Source organism: Streptomyces sp. NPDC039430, assembly GCF_055639435.1.
On record NZ_JBVKAK010000002.1, the window covers coordinates 1 to 17,415 of the forward strand.

General features: G+C 70.8%; 18 protein-coding genes and 1 pseudogene. 13 read left to right on the plus strand and 6 right to left on the minus strand.

Annotated features, from left to right (window positions below):
* From ACZ7LS_RS04865 to ACZ7LS_RS04880, 4 genes and pseudogenes are all read right to left on the minus strand, one after another.
* Nucleotides 1-246: pseudogene (locus ACZ7LS_RS04865) on the minus strand (2-oxoacid:acceptor oxidoreductase subunit alpha); the annotation flags it as partial.
* A gap of 273 nt (nucleotides 247-519) precedes the next feature.
* The gene (locus ACZ7LS_RS04870) at nucleotides 520-1,179 is read right to left on the minus strand and encodes a response regulator (protein WP_382668560.1); all 660 of its coding nucleotides are present in this window, start codon (nucleotides 1,177-1,179) and stop codon (nucleotides 520-522) included.
* A 218-nt stretch (nucleotides 1,180-1,397) separates the two neighbouring features.
* The gene (locus ACZ7LS_RS04875; RefSeq protein ID WP_382881581.1) at nucleotides 1,398-2,711 is read right to left on the minus strand and encodes a sensor histidine kinase; all 1,314 of its coding nucleotides are present in this window, start codon (nucleotides 2,709-2,711) and stop codon (nucleotides 1,398-1,400) included.
* Nucleotides 2,712-2,953: 242 nt separating this feature from the next.
* Nucleotides 2,954-4,132, minus strand: coding sequence for a sensor histidine kinase (locus tag ACZ7LS_RS04880; protein ID WP_382668526.1), 1,179 nt, complete (start codon nucleotides 4,130-4,132; stop codon nucleotides 2,954-2,956).
* A gap of 218 nt (nucleotides 4,133-4,350) precedes the next feature.
* On the opposite strand from ACZ7LS_RS04880, the gene ACZ7LS_RS04885 reads away from it, so the two are divergent.
* The 13 genes from ACZ7LS_RS04885 to ACZ7LS_RS04945 all read left to right on the plus strand — a co-directional run bounded on the left by ACZ7LS_RS04885 (nucleotide 4,351) and on the right by ACZ7LS_RS04945 (nucleotide 16,056).
* A complete protein-coding gene (locus ACZ7LS_RS04885) occupies nucleotides 4,351-4,743 on the plus strand; it encodes an NADH-quinone oxidoreductase subunit A (RefSeq protein ID WP_385131686.1) in 393 nt (130 codons plus the stop codon).
* Nucleotides 4,734-5,429, plus strand: coding sequence for an NADH-quinone oxidoreductase subunit B (locus tag ACZ7LS_RS04890; protein WP_385131688.1), 696 nt, complete (start codon nucleotides 4,734-4,736; stop codon nucleotides 5,427-5,429). Before ACZ7LS_RS04885 ends, ACZ7LS_RS04890 begins: the two co-directional genes overlap by 10 nt.
* The gene (locus ACZ7LS_RS04895) at nucleotides 5,426-6,355 is read left to right on the plus strand and encodes an NADH-quinone oxidoreductase subunit C (RefSeq protein WP_385131691.1); all 930 of its coding nucleotides are present in this window, start codon (nucleotides 5,426-5,428) and stop codon (nucleotides 6,353-6,355) included. The genes ACZ7LS_RS04890 and ACZ7LS_RS04895 overlap by 4 nt, the downstream gene beginning before the upstream one ends.
* Nucleotides 6,352-7,320 (plus strand): complex I subunit 1/NuoH family protein, encoded by a 969-nt coding sequence (locus ACZ7LS_RS04900; protein WP_385131694.1) that lies wholly within the window; start codon nucleotides 6,352-6,354, stop codon nucleotides 7,318-7,320. The genes ACZ7LS_RS04895 and ACZ7LS_RS04900 overlap by 4 nt, the downstream gene beginning before the upstream one ends.
* Nucleotides 7,320-7,880, plus strand: a complete 561-nt coding sequence (locus tag ACZ7LS_RS04905) for a NuoI/complex I 23 kDa subunit family protein (protein WP_382520317.1) — start codon at nucleotides 7,320-7,322, stop codon at nucleotides 7,878-7,880. The genes ACZ7LS_RS04900 and ACZ7LS_RS04905 overlap by 1 nt, the downstream gene beginning before the upstream one ends.
* Nucleotides 7,877-8,494, plus strand: coding sequence for an NADH-quinone oxidoreductase subunit J family protein (locus ACZ7LS_RS04910; protein ID WP_382520319.1), 618 nt, complete (start codon nucleotides 7,877-7,879; stop codon nucleotides 8,492-8,494). Before ACZ7LS_RS04905 ends, ACZ7LS_RS04910 begins: the two co-directional genes overlap by 4 nt.
* Nucleotides 8,494-8,874 carry an NADH-quinone oxidoreductase subunit NuoK gene (gene nuoK / locus ACZ7LS_RS04915; RefSeq protein WP_385131699.1) on the plus strand — a complete coding sequence of 127 codons (381 nt, stop codon included), beginning with the start codon at nucleotides 8,494-8,496 and terminating at the stop codon, nucleotides 8,872-8,874. The genes ACZ7LS_RS04910 and nuoK overlap by 1 nt, the downstream gene beginning before the upstream one ends.
* Nucleotides 8,871-10,880: an NADH-quinone oxidoreductase subunit 5 family protein gene (locus tag ACZ7LS_RS04920; protein WP_382520322.1), complete on the plus strand. Its 2,010-nt coding sequence runs from the start codon at nucleotides 8,871-8,873 to the stop codon at nucleotides 10,878-10,880. Before nuoK ends, ACZ7LS_RS04920 begins: the two co-directional genes overlap by 4 nt.
* Before the next feature lie 27 nt (nucleotides 10,881-10,907).
* Nucleotides 10,908-12,557 carry an NADH-quinone oxidoreductase subunit M gene (locus tag ACZ7LS_RS04925; protein ID WP_382874966.1) on the plus strand — a complete coding sequence of 550 codons (1,650 nt, stop codon included), beginning with the start codon at nucleotides 10,908-10,910 and terminating at the stop codon, nucleotides 12,555-12,557.
* Nucleotides 12,554-14,188 carry an NADH-quinone oxidoreductase subunit N gene (locus tag ACZ7LS_RS04930; protein WP_385131702.1) on the plus strand — a complete coding sequence of 545 codons (1,635 nt, stop codon included), beginning with the start codon at nucleotides 12,554-12,556 and terminating at the stop codon, nucleotides 14,186-14,188. The genes ACZ7LS_RS04925 and ACZ7LS_RS04930 overlap by 4 nt, the downstream gene beginning before the upstream one ends.
* A gap of 243 nt (nucleotides 14,189-14,431) precedes the next feature.
* Nucleotides 14,432-15,295: a zinc metalloprotease HtpX gene (gene htpX, locus ACZ7LS_RS04935; RefSeq protein ID WP_129771783.1), complete on the plus strand. Its 864-nt coding sequence runs from the start codon at nucleotides 14,432-14,434 to the stop codon at nucleotides 15,293-15,295.
* On the plus strand, nucleotides 15,292-15,684 hold the full coding sequence (locus ACZ7LS_RS04940; RefSeq protein ID WP_382520325.1) for a YccF domain-containing protein: 393 nt from the start codon (nucleotides 15,292-15,294) through the stop codon (nucleotides 15,682-15,684). The genes htpX and ACZ7LS_RS04940 overlap by 4 nt, the downstream gene beginning before the upstream one ends.
* A gap of 102 nt (nucleotides 15,685-15,786) precedes the next feature.
* The gene (locus tag ACZ7LS_RS04945; RefSeq protein ID WP_382520327.1) at nucleotides 15,787-16,056 is read left to right on the plus strand and encodes a GlsB/YeaQ/YmgE family stress response membrane protein; all 270 of its coding nucleotides are present in this window, start codon (nucleotides 15,787-15,789) and stop codon (nucleotides 16,054-16,056) included.
* Nucleotides 16,057-16,115: 59 nt separating this feature from the next.
* On the opposite strand, the gene ACZ7LS_RS04950 is transcribed toward ACZ7LS_RS04945, so the two are convergent.
* Together ACZ7LS_RS04950 and ACZ7LS_RS04955 are read right to left on the minus strand one after the other, a co-directional pair.
* Entirely contained in the window at nucleotides 16,116-16,775 is a 660-nt protein-coding gene (locus tag ACZ7LS_RS04950) for an alpha-ketoglutarate-dependent dioxygenase AlkB family protein (RefSeq protein ID WP_385131707.1), read from the minus strand.
* Nucleotides 16,776-16,822: 47 nt separating this feature from the next.
* The gene (locus ACZ7LS_RS04955; protein ID WP_382520330.1) at nucleotides 16,823-17,338 is read right to left on the minus strand and encodes a methylated-DNA--[protein]-cysteine S-methyltransferase; all 516 of its coding nucleotides are present in this window, start codon (nucleotides 17,336-17,338) and stop codon (nucleotides 16,823-16,825) included.
* Nucleotides 17,339-17,415: the final 77 nt, after the last annotated feature.

A 17,415-nucleotide genomic window follows, 5' to 3' on the forward strand; every position in this document is an offset into this window, starting at 1 on the left:
CGTCGACAGATCATTCCCGAACGACGCCGTCTCCGACGTGAACCGGTCACCCGTCAGCTGCATCCCATCACCCGAGTCACCCGCGAAACGGATGATCACCCGGTCCAGACGACGGACTTCCTTCTCGCCTGCGCCCTCCTGAACGGACTGAACGGACGCGGGGGCGCGCTGGTCACCGACGGCGCGATCGCTCGCGCCGCCGGCTCCATCGGCCTGCTCGGCTGGGCTACTGACCTGGCTGGTCACTGAACTGGACCTCCCTCGGGCGGCGGCTCGGGACCGGCCGGCCGCCCGGCAGTCCCCGAGGCCACCCTACGTCGGTAAGGGTCGCCTTCCCTTGACCGATCGAATACTGGACGCCAGTTTGAGGCATCCTTGAGTGTCGATTTGCCCCTATTCGCCCGCACCTGGTCGATTCGGGCGGGTCGTTCCGTCCTCATCCTTTGGTTCTAGGGCTTTCGTCCCATCGCGCACCCGGCGGGTGCGGCTGACGGGGCGACAGACCGGGACTTCCCTCGCTCAGGACCTCAGATAGGTCAGCACGGCCAGCACCCGGCGGTGATCCCCGTCACTAGGGGAAAGCCCAAGCTTCAGAAAGATGTTGCTGACGTGCTTCTCGACCGCGCCGTCGCTCACGACCAGCTGCTTGGCGACCGCGGAGTTCGTCCGGCCCTCGGCCATCAGCCCGAGGACCTCACGCTCGCGGGGCGTCAGCCCCGCCAGTACGTCCTGCTTCCGGCTCCGCCCGAGCAACTGGGCGACGACCTCGGGGTCCAGCGCGGTCCCGCCCCTGGCCACCCGTACGACCGCGTCCACGAACTCCCTGACCTCGGCCACCCGGTCCTTCAGCAGATAGCCCACACCCCGGCTGCTGCCGGCCAGCAGCTCCGTGGCGTACTGCTCCTCGACGTACTGCGAGAGCACCAGCACCCCGATCCCCGGATGGTCCCGGCGCAGCCGTACGGCGGCCCGTACCCCCTCGTCGGTGTGGGTCGGCGGCATCCGCACGTCCGCGACCACCACATCCGGCAGCGCGCCCTGGTCCGCCAGCTCACCCACGGTCTTGATGAGCGCTTCCCCGTCACCGACACCGGCGACGACATCGTGCCCGCGGTCGGTCAGCAGCCGGGTCAGGCCCTCCCGAAGCAGCACTGAGTCCTCGGCGATGACGACCCGCACTCTGTCCTCCACCACGATGCAGTAGCCCCCATAGATGAGATCTGTCCCCTGTGTCCTCCAGCATCCCAGTATTCGGATCGCTCCGCGCCCACCTGCCGGGAAAACGGGACCACCGCCCCGCGAGAGCGTGTCTCGCGGGGCGGCCGACGCCAGCCCGCCCGCGTTCAGTGCGGCTGCCTCGGGGGCTGTCCGCCCGCCCCACTCCGTGCCGCCCGGCGTCAGCCCCGCCAGGGCAGCTCCGCCGTCACCGTCGTCGGACCGCCGACCGGGGAATCGATGACCAGGATCCCGTCCACCGCGTCCAGCCGCTCCGTCAGCCCGGCCAGACCACTGCCCGCCGTCGCGTCCGCCCCGCCCCTGCCGTCGTCCGTGACCTGGAGCATCAGCCGGTCCGGTGTCTGCCACACCTCCACCGTCGCCCGGCTCGCCCCGGCGTGCTTGCTGACGTTCTGGAGCAGCTCGGAGACCGTGAAGTAGGCGATCCCCTCGATCGCGGCGGCCGGCCGGTACGGGAGATCGACCTCCACCTCCACCGGGACCGTGCAGCGGGAGGCGATCGCGGAGAGCGCCGCGTCCAGTCCCCGGTCGGTCAGGACGGCCGGATGGATGCCCCGCGCCAGATCGCGCAGCTCCTGGAGCGCCGTCTTCACCTCGCCGTGCGCCTCGCCGACCATGCGCGCCGCGGCCTCCGGGTCCTCCGCCAGCTTCTCCTTCGCCAGCCCCAGATCCATGGCCAGGGCCACCAGCCGGGCCTGCGCGCCGTCATGCAGATCGCGTTCGATGCGGCGCAGATCGGCGGCGGCCGTGTCGACCACCACCCCCCGGTCCGACTCCAGCTCCGAGACCCGGGAGGCCAGCCGCGACGGGCCCAGCAGCCCGGTCACCAGCAGCCGGTCCACGGTCGACAGGGCCCGTATCAGCCAGGGGGCGAAGAGCACCAGCACCAGCCCCACCACGGAGGTGCCGGCTATCTCGAACGGGGAGTCCAGAAAGTAGCCGCCCCCCGTGCCGTCGCTGTAGAGCGCGATGCCCGACTGGTCGAGATGGTCGTCGAACACCCCGTGCCACAGCGGGTATGAGAACAGCGCCCAGCCCACGGTCCAGAACGTCAGGGACACCACGAACGCGAACACCGCCCACGGGAAATGCAGGATCGCGTAGAGCAGATGGCGCCAGGACACCCCGCTCTTCAGCACCGCGCCGACCCAGGACATCAGCCCGCTCTTCGCGCCACGGGCCGGCGCCGGATCCGGTACGTCCAGCCCCAGCAGCGCCCGCGCCCGCGCCCGCTCCAGCATCCCGAAGCCGCGGCAGCCGGCCAGCCCCAACGCCAGCACGGGCACCCCGAGGAAGGTGATCAGCAGCCCCGCCCCGAGCGCGATGGTCGCCATCGCGTAGCCGAACAGCACCGCGCTGATCGGCAGGCTGAGCAGCAGATAGCCGAACTCGCGCCAGGTGCGCCCCTCGACCGGGGCGCGCAGGGCAGGCGGAAGGAAGTGGGGCCGCGACCGCGATCCGTAATCCAGGGCCATGGGTGTGATCCATTCTGCGAGCGGGCTGAAGGGGAGCAGAGAGGGTGGAGCGGGAGGGTGGAGCGGGAGCGGGAACGCAGGGTGCCGAGGATGAGCAGGGTCCTTGCTTCCCTGTCCTCCGTGTCCTCCGTGTCCTCCATGCTCCCGGCGCCGCGGCGCCCGCACCATGAGGCCGGTCGCACTCTTCACCCTGGGGTTTTCCCCACCCCCGAGGTGTGGTCGCGCCCCGCCCGCGGCCCCCGTCAGCCCTTTCCGCGCCGCCGCCACGGCAGCTCGGCCGTGACGATCGTCGGCCCGCCGGCCGGGGATTCCAGGACGAACAGACCGTCGACCGCGCCGAGCCGCTCGGACAGCCCGGCCATGCCCGTACCACCGTCCAGCCGCGCGCCCCCGCGCCCGTCGTCCCGCACCTGGATCAGCAGCCTGTCGTCCCGCCGCCACACCTCCACCGACGCCGACCGCGCCGCGCTGTGCTTGCTGACGTTCTGGAGCAGCTCGGAGACCGTGAAATACGCGATGCCCTCGATCGCCTCCGCAGGCCGCTCGGCCAGATCCACGGTCACCTTCACCGGGACCGTGCAGCGGGAGGCGATGGCGGACAGCGCCGCGTCCAGCCCGCGGTCGGTGAGCACGGCCGGATGGATACCGCGCGCCAGATCGCGCAGCTCCTGCAACGCGAGCTTCACCTCGCCGTGCGCCTCGTCCACCATGCTCGCCGCGGCCTCCGGGTCCTCCAGCAGCTTCTCCTTGGCGAGGCCGAGCCCCATGGCCAGGGCCACCAGCCGGGCCTGCGCGCCGTCGTGCAGATCGCGTTCGATGCGGCGCAGATCGGCGGCGGCCGTGTCGACCACCACCCCCCGGTCCGACTCCAGCTCCGCGATCCGCCGCTCCAGCTCGTCGGAGGGCGAGAGCAGCGCCCGCACCATCGCCCGGTCGACATTGCTGAGCCCGCGCGCCACATAGGGGAGGACCGGCCAGAACGCGACGAGACCGGTCAGCGTGACCGCGAACGTCAGCACACCCCAGGGCAGCCGGATGAACTCGTACAGCACGGTCCGCCAGGCCACCGGATCCTTCAGCCCGGCCCATATCCGGCCCAGAAGCCCGTCGGGGCGCCGGCCAGGACCGTACAGCGGACTCGGCTCGTCGATCCGTACCCCGAGCAGCTTGCGCGCCCGCGCCCGCTCCGCCCGGCCGAGCAGCCGCGCCCCCGCGAGCCCGCAGACCAGCCACGGCAGCCCGATCACCGTCACCGAGAGCCCCGCACCGGTGGAGACCGTGACCACCACATAGACGAAACCGACCAGGGAAGCCGGAAGGTTCACCAGGAGATGCGCGATCTCCTTCCAGGTGTGCCGGTCGAAGGCGAAGCGCACGGGCGGCGGACGATCATCGTCGGAAAGGCTGCTGCTCACGGTCATAAGCACCAAGCCTGCATGGAGCGGATGGCGCGCGCCATGGGGTGGCTGGGCCAGGCGAAGTAGGGATAACCCCACTATGCGGGACGCGGCTGCTTACCGAGTCTTTAACAGGGCCTAGACTCCCGTCCGTACAGATCGCCGAAACACATCGGCGCAGAAGTCGCAGAAGTCGCAGAAGTCGAAGAAGCCGCTACGAGGTCAGGGAGCGAGGGGCGGACGTGTCGCAACCGACCGTTCTCGCGTCGGACTACTTCCAGAGCTATTCAGTGGTCGGACTGCTCGCCGTGGTCGGCGTGCTGTTCGTCGCCGTCGCCTTCGGGGCGGGCCGGCTGCTGCGGCCGGTGGTGCCGACGCCGGAGAAACTGCTCACCTACGAATGCGGTGTGGACCCCGTGGGCGAGGGCTGGGCCCACACCCAGGTCCGCTACTACGTCTACGCGTTCCTCTACGTGGTCTTCGCCGTCGACTCGATCTTCCTGTTCCCCTGGGCGACCGTCTTCGCGGCCCCCGGGTACGGTGCCGCGACGCTGGTTGAGATGTTCATCTTCCTCGGCTTCCTGGCCGTAGGACTGCTCTACGCATGGAAGAAGGGCGTCCTGGAATGGACGTGACCCCCACTCCCGCCCCCGAACTCCTGCCGACCGTGCCCGCCGACGGTCCCGCCGGAGCCGGAGCCGGAGCCGGAGCCGGAGCCGCGATCGATGGCGGCGACGCGACCGGAAGCGGCAAACGGCTCGGTGTGCTCTCCCGGCTGGCTCCGCAGCCCATGAAGGTGGTCCTCAACTGGGGCCGCCGCTACAGCCTCTGGGTCTTCAACTTCGGACTCGCCTGCTGCGCCATCGAGTTCATCGCCGCCTCCATGGCCCGGCACGACTTCATCCGGCTCGGAGTGATCCCCTTCGCCCCCGGACCGCGCCAGGCCGACCTGATGGTCGTCTCCGGCACCGTCACGGACAAGATGGCGCCCGCCGTGAGGCGGCTGTACGAGCAGATGCCCGAGCCCAAGTACGTGATCTCCTTCGGCGCCTGCTCCAACTGCGGCGGCCCGTACTGGGACTCCTACTCCGTCACGAAGGGCGTCGACCAGATCATCCCGGTCGATGTCTACGTACCGGGCTGCCCGCCCCGCCCCGAGGCGCTCCTCCAGGGCATCCTGAAGCTCCAGGAGAAGATCGCCCGCGAATCGCTCGGCGAGCGCTACGCCTCGGCCGGCCGACCCTCGGCCGCCGCACTGCGCAGCGGACTGGTCACCCCGCCACCGCCGCCGGCCCCGAAGCCGGGGGAGGACGCCTCGTGAACGCGCACGACGATGACGTGAACGCCGAGAACGGCGACGCGCACGGCGACGACGTGACCGCGTACGACCGGCTGCCCGACGCCGCCGCCGAGATCTTCGGCGAGGGGGCCACGGCCGAGCGGGCGTACGACCTGCTGACGGTCGATGTCCCCGCCGAGTCCTGGATCCCCGCCCTCGAAACCGCCCGCGACCGGCTGGGCTGCACCTACTTCGACTGGCTGAGCGCGGTCGACGAGCCGGGCACCGGCTTCCGCGTCTGCGCCCATGTCGTCGCCCTGGACGGCGGTACGGTCCGCCGGCTGCTGGTCCGTACGACCGTCCCGCACGACGCGGCCGTCCTGCCCACGGCCGTCGGGGTCTACGCGGGCGCGGGCTGGCACGAGCGCGAGACGCACGAGATGTTCGGCGTCTCCTTCTCCGGCCATCCCCATCTCGTTCCCCTCCTCCTCCCGGAGGAGTTCGAGGGGTATCCGCTGCGCAAGGACTTCGTCCTGGCGGCCCGTGTCGTGAAGGCGTGGCCGGGTGCGAAGGAGCCGGGGGAGTCCGAGCACGGCGGCCCCAAGCGGCGCCAGATGCTCCCGCCCGGTGTCCCCGACCCGAACGAGTGGGGCCCGCTCAAGGGACAGTTGCCCCCGGCCCCGGCCCGCCCCGCCCGTGGGGCGCGCGCGGCGGGCGCCGGAGACGCGGGTGCCCGCGGCGCGACGGGCGACCGCCCGGTGCGCCGTGCGCGCAGCGTTTCGCAGGGCTCGGCGAGCCAGCAGCCGGAGGGCACGACTCCGGACGCGCCATGGCGCAAACCCCCTCCGGGCCAGGGCCCCGAGAGCGAGAGCCCTCGGAGCGTGAGCCCCGAGACCGAGAGCCCCGAGACCGAGGGCCCCCCGAGCGAGAGCCCCGAGAGCGACCGCCGCCCCGAAGGAGACGCGTGAACGACGTACTCGACGTCGCCCTCCGGCTGGTCGTCGTCTTCGCCGTGTTCCTGGTCGTTCCCCTCGTCGTCGGACAGACCGAGCACAAGGTGATGGCCCATATGCAGGGCCGTCTCGGCCCCATGCACGCGGGCGGCTTCCACGGCTGGGCCCAACTCGTCGCGGACGGCGTGAAGTTCGCGCAGAAGGAGGATGTGGTCCCGGCCAACGCCGACCGCCGTATCTTCCAGCTCGCCCCGGCCGTCGCCCTTCTCCCGTACCTCCTCGTGCTCGTCGCGATCCCCATCGGTCCGAGCGAGGGCGCGGTCGGCCAGGTCGTCGACGCGGGCATCTTCTTCGTGCTCGCCGTGATGGGCATCGGGGTGCTCGGCTCACTCATGGCGGGCTGGGCCTCCGCCAACAAGTTCTCCCTTCTCGGCGGCCTGCGTACCGCCGCGCAACTGCTCGCGTACGAACTGCCGATGCTGCTCGCCGCCGCCTCCGTCGCGATGGCGGCCGGCACCGTCTCCCTGCCCGGCATCCTCAATGCCTTCGAGTGGTGGTGGCTGCCCTGGCAGATCGTCGGTGCCCTGGTCTTCTTCGTCGCGGGGCTCGCGGAACTCCAGCGCCCGCCCTTCGACATGCCGGTCGCCGACTCCGAGATCATCTTCGGCGCCTACACCGAATACACGGGTCTGCGCTTCGCGCTCTTCCTGCTCGCCGAGTACGCGGGCATCGTCGTCCTCTGCGGACTGACCACCGTCCTCTTCCTGGGCGGCTGGCACGGTCCGCTCGGCGCCGAAGAACTCGGCTGGGTCTGGACGCTCCTCAAGACGGCCGTGCTCGCGTTCGTCGTCATCTGGCTGCGCGTGAGCTACCCGCGGCTGCGCGAGGACCAGCTGCAGAAGCTCGCCTGGACCGTTCTCATCCCCCTCGCCCTCGCGCAGATCGCGCTCACCGGCATCGTGAAGGTGGCGATCAACTAGTGGCCCCCTCGTTTCCCGGCTCCGGCCTGGCCAAGGGCCTGGCCGTCACCCTGCGGACGATGACCAGGAAGACCGTCACGCACCAGTACCCCGAAGCGCAGCCCGAACTCCCGCCCCGCACCCGTGGCGTGATCGGACTGTTCGAGGAGAACTGCACGGTCTGCATGCTCTGCGCCCGTGAGTGCCCCGACTGGTGCATCTATATCGACTCCCACAAGGAGACGGTCCCGGCCGCCGTCCCCGGTGGCCGCGAGCGCAGCCGCAATGTCCTCGACCGGTTCGCGATCGACTTCGCACTCTGCATGTACTGCGGTATCTGCATCGAGGTCTGTCCTTTCGACGCACTCTTCTGGTCGCCGGAGTTCGAGTACGCGGAGACGGACATCCGTGAGCTGACCCACGAGCGGGACAAGCTCCGGGAGTGGATGTGGACGGTGCCCGCGCCGCCCGCCCTCGACCCGGCCGCCGAGGAGCCGAAGGAGCTCGGCGCCGCCCGCAAGACCGCCGAGAAGCTCGCGACGGCGGCGCAGCGGGAGCGGGAACAGGAGGCGGGCGAGTGAGCCTCGCAGCGCACGGCTTCCTGTCGCCCAGCGGGGTCGAGATCGCCTTCCTCCTCGTCGGTCTGGTCACCTTCGGCGCGGCCCTCGTGACCGTCACGACGAAACAGCTGGTACACGCGGCCCTCTGGCTGGTCGTCACGCTCGGTGGTCTGGCCGTCGAATATCTGCTGCTCACGGCGGAGTTCATCGCCTGGGTGCAGGTCCTGATCTATCTCGGTTCCGTGGTGGTCCTCCTCCTCTTCGGGCTCATGCTCACCAAGGCGCCCATCGGCCGCTCCCCGGACGCCGACTCGGGCAACCGCCCGGTCGCCCTCGCGGTCGCCGTCGTCGCGGCCGTGTCCCTGGTCTGGGTGGTCGTCGACGCGTTCCGTACGACCTGGATCGACCTGGACGGGCCGGCCCAGGGCTCCACCGAAGTGACCGGCCACTTCCTGTTCCGCAACTGGGTGCTGCCCTTCGAGGCGCTCTCCGTGCTCCTGCTGGCCGCGCTCGTCGGCGCGATCGTGCTCTCCCGCAAACGCGGCGCCACCGCGAAGAACGGCACCGCGAAGAACAGCGCCACGAAGAACGGCACCGCCGCCAGCAACAGCCGTAGCGGTAAGGAGCAGCGCTGATGCATCTCGCCTATCCCGCCGTGCTCGCGGCCCTCCTGTTCTGCACCGGGCTGTACGGAGTGCTCGCGCGACGCAACGCGATCCTCGTCCTGATGTCCGTCGAACTGATGCTCAACGCCGTCAACCTCAATCTGGTCGCCTTCGACGTCTGGCTCCGCGACACCCTGCACGCCGGCCAGGCGCTCACCCTCTTCGTCATCGCCATCGCCGCCGCGGAGATCGGCATCGGCCTGGCGATCGTCCTGATGGTCTACCGCAACCGCGGCACCTCGGACATCGACCGACTCCGCGACACCGCGGAAGGCCCCGGCAGCTCCGGGGGCGCCGGGTCGGAAGCGACCGACGCCACCCCGGCGCAGAAGGCTGAGGCCACCGCGTGACCACCACGACCCTCGCCGTCCTCGTCCCCCTCCTGCCCTTCCTGGGCGCCGTCGCCGGGCTGCTGCTCGGCCGCGTCTCACCCGGGTTCGTACGCCCGCTGGCCATCCTGCCGACCCTGGCCGCCGCGGCGTTCGCCATCGCCGTGGCCGTACGCCAGGGCGGCGGCGACGGTGCCGGGAAGGCGCCGCTGGCCGCCGCGACCCAGCTCACCCCCACCGGCTCGGTCCCCATCGACCTCGCCCTGTACATCGACGGCTTCGCGGCCCTGGTCGCCGTCCTCGTCGGCGTCGTCGCGTCATGCGTGCAGATCTACTCCACGGGCTATCTGCGCGGCGACGCGCGCTACCCCTCGTACGCCGCCCTGGTCTCGCTCTTCACCTCCGCCATGCTGCTCGTCGTCTACTCCGGCGATCTGATGGTGCTGCTGGTCGGCTGGGAGATCATGGGCATCTGCTCGTACTTCCTCGTCGGCCACTACTGGGAGACCCCCGAGGCGCGCGCCGCCTCCCTCAAGGCCTTCCTCATCACCAAGCTCGGCGATGTCCCCTTCCTGATCGGGCTGTTCGCGCTCGCCTCCGACGCCGGCACGTTCCGCATCACCGGCGTGCTGAAGACCGTCGCCGACGGCGGCCTCGACCACCCCACGCTGATCGCGCTGCTGCTGCTCGCGGGCGTGGCCGGAAAGTCCGCGCAGTTCCCGCTGCACACCTGGCTACCCGACGCGATGGCGGGCCCCACACCCGTCTCCGCGTTGATCCACGCCGCGACGATGGTCGCCGCCGGTATCTACTTCGTGGCCCGGCTCCTCCCCGTCTTCGCCGCCTCGGCCGCCGCGCTGGTGGTGCTCGCCGTGATGGCCGCGATCACGATGGTCGGCTCGGCGCTCGCCGCCCTCGCCCAGGACGACATCAAGCGGGTCCTCGCCTACTCGACCATCGGCCAGCTCGGCTATATGTCGGGCGCCCTGGCCGTGGGCGACCGGGGCGCGGCCGTCTTCCATCTCATCGCGCACGGCGCGTTCAAAGCGCTCCTCTTCCTCGGTGCCGGTGTGATCATCCATGCCGCCGGCACCAACTCCCTGGCCGCCATGTCCCGGATGCGCGGCCTCGCGCGGCGCATCCCGGACGCCTACTGGACGGTGACGGTCGCCCTCCTCGCGCTCGCCGCGATCCCTCCCTTCGCCGGCTTCTTCTCCAAGGAGTCCGTCCTCGTCGCCGCCGAGCACACGGCCCTCGGCGAATCCGGCGGCGCCGCCCCCGGAGCCGCCGGCTGGACCGTGCTGATCGCCGGACTGCTCACCGCCCTCCTCACCGCCGCCTACGCGGCCCGCCTCTGGCTGCTGGCCTTCCGCGGCCGGGGCGCCGAGGTCCCCGACTACGGCAAACAGCCCCTCGCCATGAACGCCGTCCTGTGGGTGCTCGCCATCCCCTCCATCGGTCTCGGCCTGGCCATCGGCTATCTCCCCGGCTGGTTCGACGGACACAGCCTCGCCCCGAACCTCACCACGTCCGTCCTGGGCACGGGCGTCGCGCTCGTCGGCGGTCTGCTCACCTACGGCTGCTGGCGGCACACCTCGGCGCTGGCCTCCCGTACGCCGATCGGGGCCGTCGTCCCCCACCCCGACACGGAGCCCGCCCTCGCGGAGAGGGAGGCCATCGAGATCCACACCCAGGTGTACGGCTCGATCGCGGGCGCCCCCGACCCCGCGGACCCCGCCCGCCTCCTGCTGGGACCGCTCCACCGCCACGCGGCCGTCGGCTTCCACCTCGACGCCGTCTACCACCGGCTGTTCGTACGCCCCGTCCTGGCGGCCGCCCAGCTGGTCCGCTTCCTCGACCGCGAGGTCGTCGACACGTACGTACGTGCCGCGGGCACCGGCACCGGCTGGCTCGGCGCCGCCGTACGCCGCGCCCAGACCGGGAACGTGCAGACCTACCTCAGCGCCCTGCTGGCCGGCTCCGTCGTCCTGGCGATCGCCGCCGTACTCGTCGCCGCCGGAGCGTGAGCCGTGATCGATATCAGTGAGTCCGTGATGCAGTTCCTTCTCGCGTTGATCGTCGTCGGGCCGCTCGTCGGGGCCGTCGCGGCACTCCTCCCGGCCCCGCCCGGACTGCGTGGCAAGAGCCCCGACCAGGCCGTGCTGCGCCACGGCGTGACCGTGACCGGCGTGATCCTCATCGCCGCGATCGTCCTGGCACTCGGCTTCGACCATGACCAGCCGTCAAAGACGCAGGCCACCACGGACATCAGCTGGATCGCGGCGCTGGACGTGCGGATCCACCTCGGCGTCGACGGCATTTCCCTCCCCCTTCTGGTCCTGACCGCGCTGCTGACCTTCCTCTGCGCGCTCTACAGCTACTTCAAGATGCCCCCGGGCCCCTCTCCCAAGGGGTTCGTGGCCTTGCTGCTCGTGCTGGAGTCCGGCACGCTCGCCACCTTCGCCGTCCTCGACCTCCTGCTGTTCTTCCTGGCCTTCGAGATGGTGCTGATCCCGATGTACTTCCTCATCGCCCGCTGGGGCGGCTCGGAAGGCGTCACCGGCGGCAGGCAGGCCGCCGCCTGGAAGTTCATCCTCTATACGCTGCTCGGCTCCGTGGTCATGCTGCTCGGCCTGCTGCTGATCGGGCTCAACGCGGGCACATTCGACATGGTGGCACTCGCCACTGACAACGGCCGCGGGCTCAGCACATCCGTGCAGCTCATCGCCGTTCTGACGATCGGCCTCGGCCTCGCGGTCAAGACCCCGATGTGGCCGCTGCACAGCTGGCTGCCCGACGCCCACACCGCCGCCCCGACCGTCGGCTCGGTGCTCCTGGCCGGCGTGCTGCTCAAGATGGGTACGTACGGCTTCGTCCGTATCGTCCTGCCCATCGCCCCCGACGGCATGCGGACCTTCGCGCCCTACCTCGCCGCCTTCGCGGTCGTCGGCATCATCTACGGCTCCCTGGCCTGCCTCGCCCTGGCCAAACAGGGCGCGGGCGGCGACCTCAAACGGCTGATCGCGTACTCCTCCGTCGGCCACATGGGCTTCGTCCTGCTCGGCATCGCGAGCATGACGCCCACCGGCGTCAACGGCGCGCTCTTCGCCAACATCGCCCACGGCCTCATCACCGGCCTGCTGTTCTTCCTGGTCGGAGCGGTCAAGGAGCGGTACGGCAGCGCCGACCTCGACACCCTCGCCGGAGCGACGGGCGCCGCGCTCTACGGCCGCGCCCCCCGCCTCGGCGGTCTGCTCGCCTTCGCGGCCGTCGCCTCCCTCGGCCTGCCCGGCCTCGCCGGGTTCTGGGGCGAGATGCTCGCGATGTTCGGGGCCTTCGACCCCGCGGAGGGGCTGAGCCGCCCCGCCTTCCTCACCTTCATGGTGATCGCCGGCTTCGGCACGCTGCTCACCGCCGCGTATCTGCTGATCGTCGTACGCCGCGTCTGCATGGGCGCGCAACCGCGGGAAGCGCCGAAGGACGCCTCGCGGGAGGCCCCGAAGGAAACGCCGGGAGGATCCCCGCGGGAGGCGCCGCGGGCCGGAGCGCCGGAGCCCGCGCGCATCGCCGACGTCCAGACCTATGAGTTCGCCGCCTGGACCCCGCTCGTCGTCCTCACCGTCCTCGCCGGACTCTGGCCCGCGGTCCTGCTCGGCCTCACCGACCCCGCCGTGCAGAAGCTCCTCTCAGGAGGCAAGTCGTGAACGTGGCCGCCGAGAGCGCCGCCGCCGGCGCCAGCCTCGTCCAGTCGATCGACTGGCTCGCGATCGCGCCTCCCACCATCACGGCGGTCGTCGCCCTGATCGTGCTGGTCGCCGATCTCTTCGTACCTGAGCACCGCAAGCCGCTCCTCGGCGGAATCGCGATCGCCGGTCTCGTCGCCGCGCTCCTCACCCTCCTCCCGCTGCGCGCCGGCGACCGCTCCACGTTCTGCCTCACCACCGAGGCCGACGTGTGCAGCTACACCGCCGACCACTTCGCCCTGGTCATCCAGCTGCTGGTGCTCGGCGGGGCGCTGCTCACCGCGCTGATCTCGCTCCACGACAGCCGGAAACTCCCGATGGGGGAGTACTGGTTCCTGCTGCTCGCCTCGGCCGCAGGCGCCGCGCTGCTGCCCGCCTCGCGTGATCTCGCCACCCTCGTCGTCGCCCTCGAAGTGGCGTCGCTGCCCGCGTTCGCCCTCGTCGGGCTGCGGCGCGGCGACCGCCTCTCCTCCGAGGCCGCGCTGAAGTTCTTCCTCTCGTCGGTGACCGCGACCGCCGTGATGCTGCTGGGCGTCAGCTTCGTGTACGCCGCGACCGGCACCCTCCACCTCACCCGGATCGCCGCGGAACTGAGCCATGTCCCCGGCCAGCTGGACACCCTCGCCAAGGCGGGCGTCGCCCTCACGCTCGTCGGCTTCGCCTTCAAGACGGCCGCGGCTCCGTTCCACTTCTGGGTCCCCGACACCTATGTGGGCGCGCCCCTGCCCATCGCCGCGTACCTCTCCGTCGTCGGAAAGGCGGTCGGCTTCTCCGGCCTCATCCTGGTGACCGTCATCGCGTTCCCCACGTACCGGGACGTATGGGGCCCGGTCCTCGCGGTCGTCGCCGCGCTCACCATGACCCTCGGCAACGCCGCGGCGGTGCGGCAGTCGGCCACTCGCGCGAACAGCGCGGTACGGCTGCTGGCCTGGTCGTCCGTGGGGCAGGCGGGCTATCTTCTGGTGCCGATCGCCGCCGCGGCGTACGCGGGCGGGGACCGGATCGGCTCCACCGTCGCGTACGCCCTGATGTACGCCGTCGTGAACCTCGGGGCCTTCGCGGTCGTCGCGCTGGTGGCCCGTACGCGGCCGCTGAACCGGCTCGCCGACTACCAGGGCCTCTACGCGCGGCGGCCCCTCGTGGCCCTCGCGATGGGCTTCTTCCTGCTCTGTCTCGCCGGGCTGCCGCCGGGCATCATCGGCCTGTTCGCCAAGGTCACGGTCTTCTCGGCGGCGGTCGACGCGGGCCTCGGCTGGCTGGCCGTCGTCATGGCCGCCAATGTGGTGATCGCGCTGTACTACTACCTCCAGTGGACGGCGGCCCTCTTCCGCGAGCCGGAGCCGGAGTCGGAGCCGCAGTCCGAGGCCGCGGGCGCGGGCGCGGCTCGGGAGGCCGGTACCGGCGCGGCGGAAGCCGGCGGCAGGACTCCCCGGACCCCCGGCGTGGTCCCGGACGGCGGAGGCGACCGGGTGGCCATCGGCCGGCCCCCCGCGGCCGTCGCCGTCGCGATCGCGCTCACAGCCGCCGCCGGTGTCGCCCTCTCCGGGGTGCCCCAGCTCGTCCTGCGCTTCGCCGGCACCGGCCTGTTCTGAGCCCCTTCGGACCCCGTAGCGCCCCCGTAAGGACCGCGGGTACCGGCCCCGTGCGCCGGGTCGCGCGGCACCGCGCCCGCGCCCCCTCCCGCACCACCGCCACCCGGACGGCGTACGCCCCTGTCCGGCGCAACAAGGGAACCCGTGCCGCCCGCCTGGCGTTGACCAGTACGGAAGGGTCCACTGAAGAGTGGAGCAGCACCAGCAAAGGGTTCCCCTGCCGCACCACTTGGAGGGCGTACCGTGCACCGCCGGCACAACGGGCTCAGGACCGCCGTACTCCTCGGGGGACTGTCCGCACTCATCATCGCGATCGGCAGTTTCTTCGGCAGTACGGGTCTGATCGTCGCGCTCGTCGTGGCGATCGGCACGAACGCGTACGCCTACTGGAACAGCGACAAACTGGCCCTGCGCGCCATGCGCGCGCGCCCCGTCAGCGAGTTCGAGGCGCCTCAGCTCTATCGCATCGTCCGCGAGCTCTCGACCGCCGCCCGCCAGCCCATGCCACGGCTCTACATCTCGCCCACCCAGGCCCCCAACGCCTTCGCCACCGGCCGCAACCCGCGCAACGCCGCCGTCTGCTGTACGGAAGGCATTCTCCAGATCCTGGACGAGCGTGAGCTGCGCGGAGTCCTCGGCCATGAGCTGAGCCACGTCTACAACCGGGACATCCTGATCTCGTCCGTCGCCGGAGCCCTCGCCTCGGTGGTGATGTTCCTGGTGAACTTCGCCTGGCTGATTCCCTTCGGCCGGTCGGACGACGACGACGGCCCCGGGATCTTCGGCATGCTGCTGATCATGATTCTGGGCCCGCTCGCGGCCTCGGTCATCCAGCTGGCGGTGAGCCGCTCGCGGGAGTACGAAGCCGACGCGTCGGGTGCCCAGATCACCGGCGACCCGCTCGCTCTGGCCAGTGCGCTGCGTAAACTGGACGCCGGGACGAAACAGCTTCCGCTGCCTCCCGAGCCACGGATCGAGACCGCGAGCCACATGATGATCGCGAACCCCTTCCGTCCCGGGGAGGGGGTCTCGAAGCTGTTTTCCACGCACCCGCCGATGGCGGAGCGCATCGCCCGACTGGAACAGATGGCAGGTCGCCGACCATGAAGACAATCCTGAACGTCATCTGGCTCGTTCTGTGCGGTTTCTGGATGTGCCTCGGGTATCTGCTGGCGGGCGCGCTGCTCTGCGTCACGATCATCGGCATCCCCTTCGGGGTGGCCGCGTTCCGTATCGGTTTCTACGCCCTGTGGCCCTTCGGCTATCGCGCGGTCGACCGCCACGACGCGGGCGCGCCCTCGTGCGTCGGCAATGTGCTGTGGCTGGTTCTCGCCGGCTGGTGGCTCGCGCTCGGCCATGTCCTCACCGGCATCGCCCTCTGCGTCACGATCATCGGAATCCCGCTGGGCCTGGCCAACTTCAAGCTGATTCCGCTCTCGCTGATGCCGCTCGGCAAGGAAATCGTCCCCACCGACGAGCCGTTCGCGGGCCGCTGACCCCGGGGACCATCTGCTGTGATGCCAGGTGCAACCGCAACCCGCCCATACAGCGTCTTCCTGGACACGACTGTTTGACGGCGTGAAGGGCAGGTTCAAGACATGGGTGTCATCAGCTGGATCATTCTAGGACTTCTCGCCGGGGCCGCCGCCAAGATCCTTCTCCCGGGCCGGGACCCGGGCGGACTGATCGGTACGACCCTCATAGGCATCGCGGGCGCCTTCATCGGTGGCTGGATCTCGGCCCGTTGGCTCGACCATCCCATCAGCAAGGACTTCTACGACGGGCCGACGTGGATCTCGGCCATCGGCGGCGCTCTTGTCCTGCTCGTTCTCTACCGGCTTATTTTCGGCCACTCCCGCTCGCGCTGACACCGCCCCGCCGCCTGCCGACCCCGCCGGCCCCGTCGGCCTCGCGCCCGTCGGCTCCGCTACACGAGACCGGTCTCGCGCAGGGTGATGTTCAGCCGCCCGCCGCGCAGACCCGTGGCCGGGTCGGCCGTACCCGGATAGACCTTGGGCACACCGTGGTACGCGAACCGCGACGGTCCCCCGAAGACGAAGAGGTCCCCGGAGGAGAGTTCGACATCCGTGTACGGCCGCCCCCGGCTCTCCGTGTTGCCGAAGCGGAAGACACACCGGTCGCCGATGCTCAGGGACACCACCGGCGCCCCCGACCTCTCGTCCTTGTCCTGGTGCATCCCCATCTTCGCGCCGCCCTCGTAGAAGTTGATCAGCGCCGTGTCCGGGGTGTACGCCGCGCCAGCCGTCGGCTCGTCGTACGCCTCGACCAGCGCCTCGCGCCCCAACTCGACGAGCCAGTCCGGGAACTCCGCCACCCGCGCGCCGTTCACATCGCCCGCGGTACGGGTGTACGCGTACGGCTGCCAGTGCCAGCCCACGCAGACGGTCTGTACGGACATCACACCGCCGCTCGGCAGCACCGTGTGCCGGATCGGCACCGGCCCCCGCGCCCAGCCCCGGCAGGCGTCCACCAACTCCCGCTGGCGCGCATCGGACAGCCACGCGGGCACATGCACGGCGCCGGGAGCGACGACGGCTCGCGGCCTCGGGAACAGTTCCCCGCTCATCACGGCTCCCCGTTCATCACAGCTCTCCGCTCGTCACGGATTCCCGCTCATCTCACCAGCGCGCCCTCCAGGCCGAGGAGCCGCTCCTTGCGGTCCACTCCGCCCGCGTACCCCCGCAGCGCCCCGTCCGCGCCGATCACCCGATGACACGGCCGTACGACAAGCAGCGGATTCCGTCCGATCGCCGTCCCCACGGCCCGTACCCCGGCCCCGGACGAGCCGACCTGCCCGGCGATCTGCCCGTACGTCACGGTCGCGCCGTACGGAATGGCGTCCACCGCCTGCCAGACCCGCCGCTGGAAGTCCGTACCGCTCTGCGCGTACTCGACGCGGAACCGCGTCAGCGTGCCCTCGAAGTACGCCCTGAGCTGCCCGGCGATCTCCTCGAACGCCTCGGGCGCCAGGACCCATCCGTCCTGGACGACGGCCGCGCCCTTCTGTCCCGGCAGGGAGAGCGAGGCGAGCGCGACGCCGCCCTTCGCGGTGGCGGACTCCTCGCCGACGAGCAGCAGTTCGCCCAACGGGCTGTCGAACGTCGTGTACATGGTCCCGGTCCCGGTCATCACTCATCCCTCTCCTCGCAGCGTGCTCAGCTGTCGTGCTCAGCTGTCCACGAGCCGCGTTCCGGTCGCGTACAGCC

What these genes read in the sequence shown, in the direction of transcription:
- ACZ7LS_RS04875 (WP_382881581.1), bottom strand. Translation starts at nt 2,711, where the DNA reads ATGGCCCTGGATTACGGATCGCGGTCGCGGCCCCACTTCCTTCCGCCT.
- ACZ7LS_RS04880 (WP_382668526.1), bottom strand. Translation starts at nt 4,132, where the DNA reads ATGACCGTGAGCAGCAGCCTTTCCGACGATGATCGTCCGCCGCCCGTG.
- ACZ7LS_RS04890 (WP_385131688.1), top strand. Translation starts at nt 4,734, where the DNA reads ATGGACGTGACCCCCACTCCCGCCCCCGAACTCCTGCCGACCGTGCCC.
- nuoK (WP_385131699.1), top strand. Translation starts at nt 8,494, where the DNA reads ATGCATCTCGCCTATCCCGCCGTGCTCGCGGCCCTCCTGTTCTGCACC.
- ACZ7LS_RS04925 (WP_382874966.1), top strand. Translation starts at nt 10,908, where the DNA reads ATGCAGTTCCTTCTCGCGTTGATCGTCGTCGGGCCGCTCGTCGGGGCC.
- ACZ7LS_RS04940 (WP_382520325.1), top strand. Translation starts at nt 15,292, where the DNA reads ATGAAGACAATCCTGAACGTCATCTGGCTCGTTCTGTGCGGTTTCTGG.
- ACZ7LS_RS04945 (WP_382520327.1), top strand. Translation starts at nt 15,787, where the DNA reads ATGGGTGTCATCAGCTGGATCATTCTAGGACTTCTCGCCGGGGCCGCC.
- ACZ7LS_RS04950 (WP_385131707.1), bottom strand. Translation starts at nt 16,775, where the DNA reads ATGAGCGGGGAACTGTTCCCGAGGCCGCGAGCCGTCGTCGCTCCCGGC.
- ACZ7LS_RS04955 (WP_382520330.1), bottom strand. Translation starts at nt 17,338, where the DNA reads ATGACCGGGACCGGGACCATGTACACGACGTTCGACAGCCCGTTGGGC.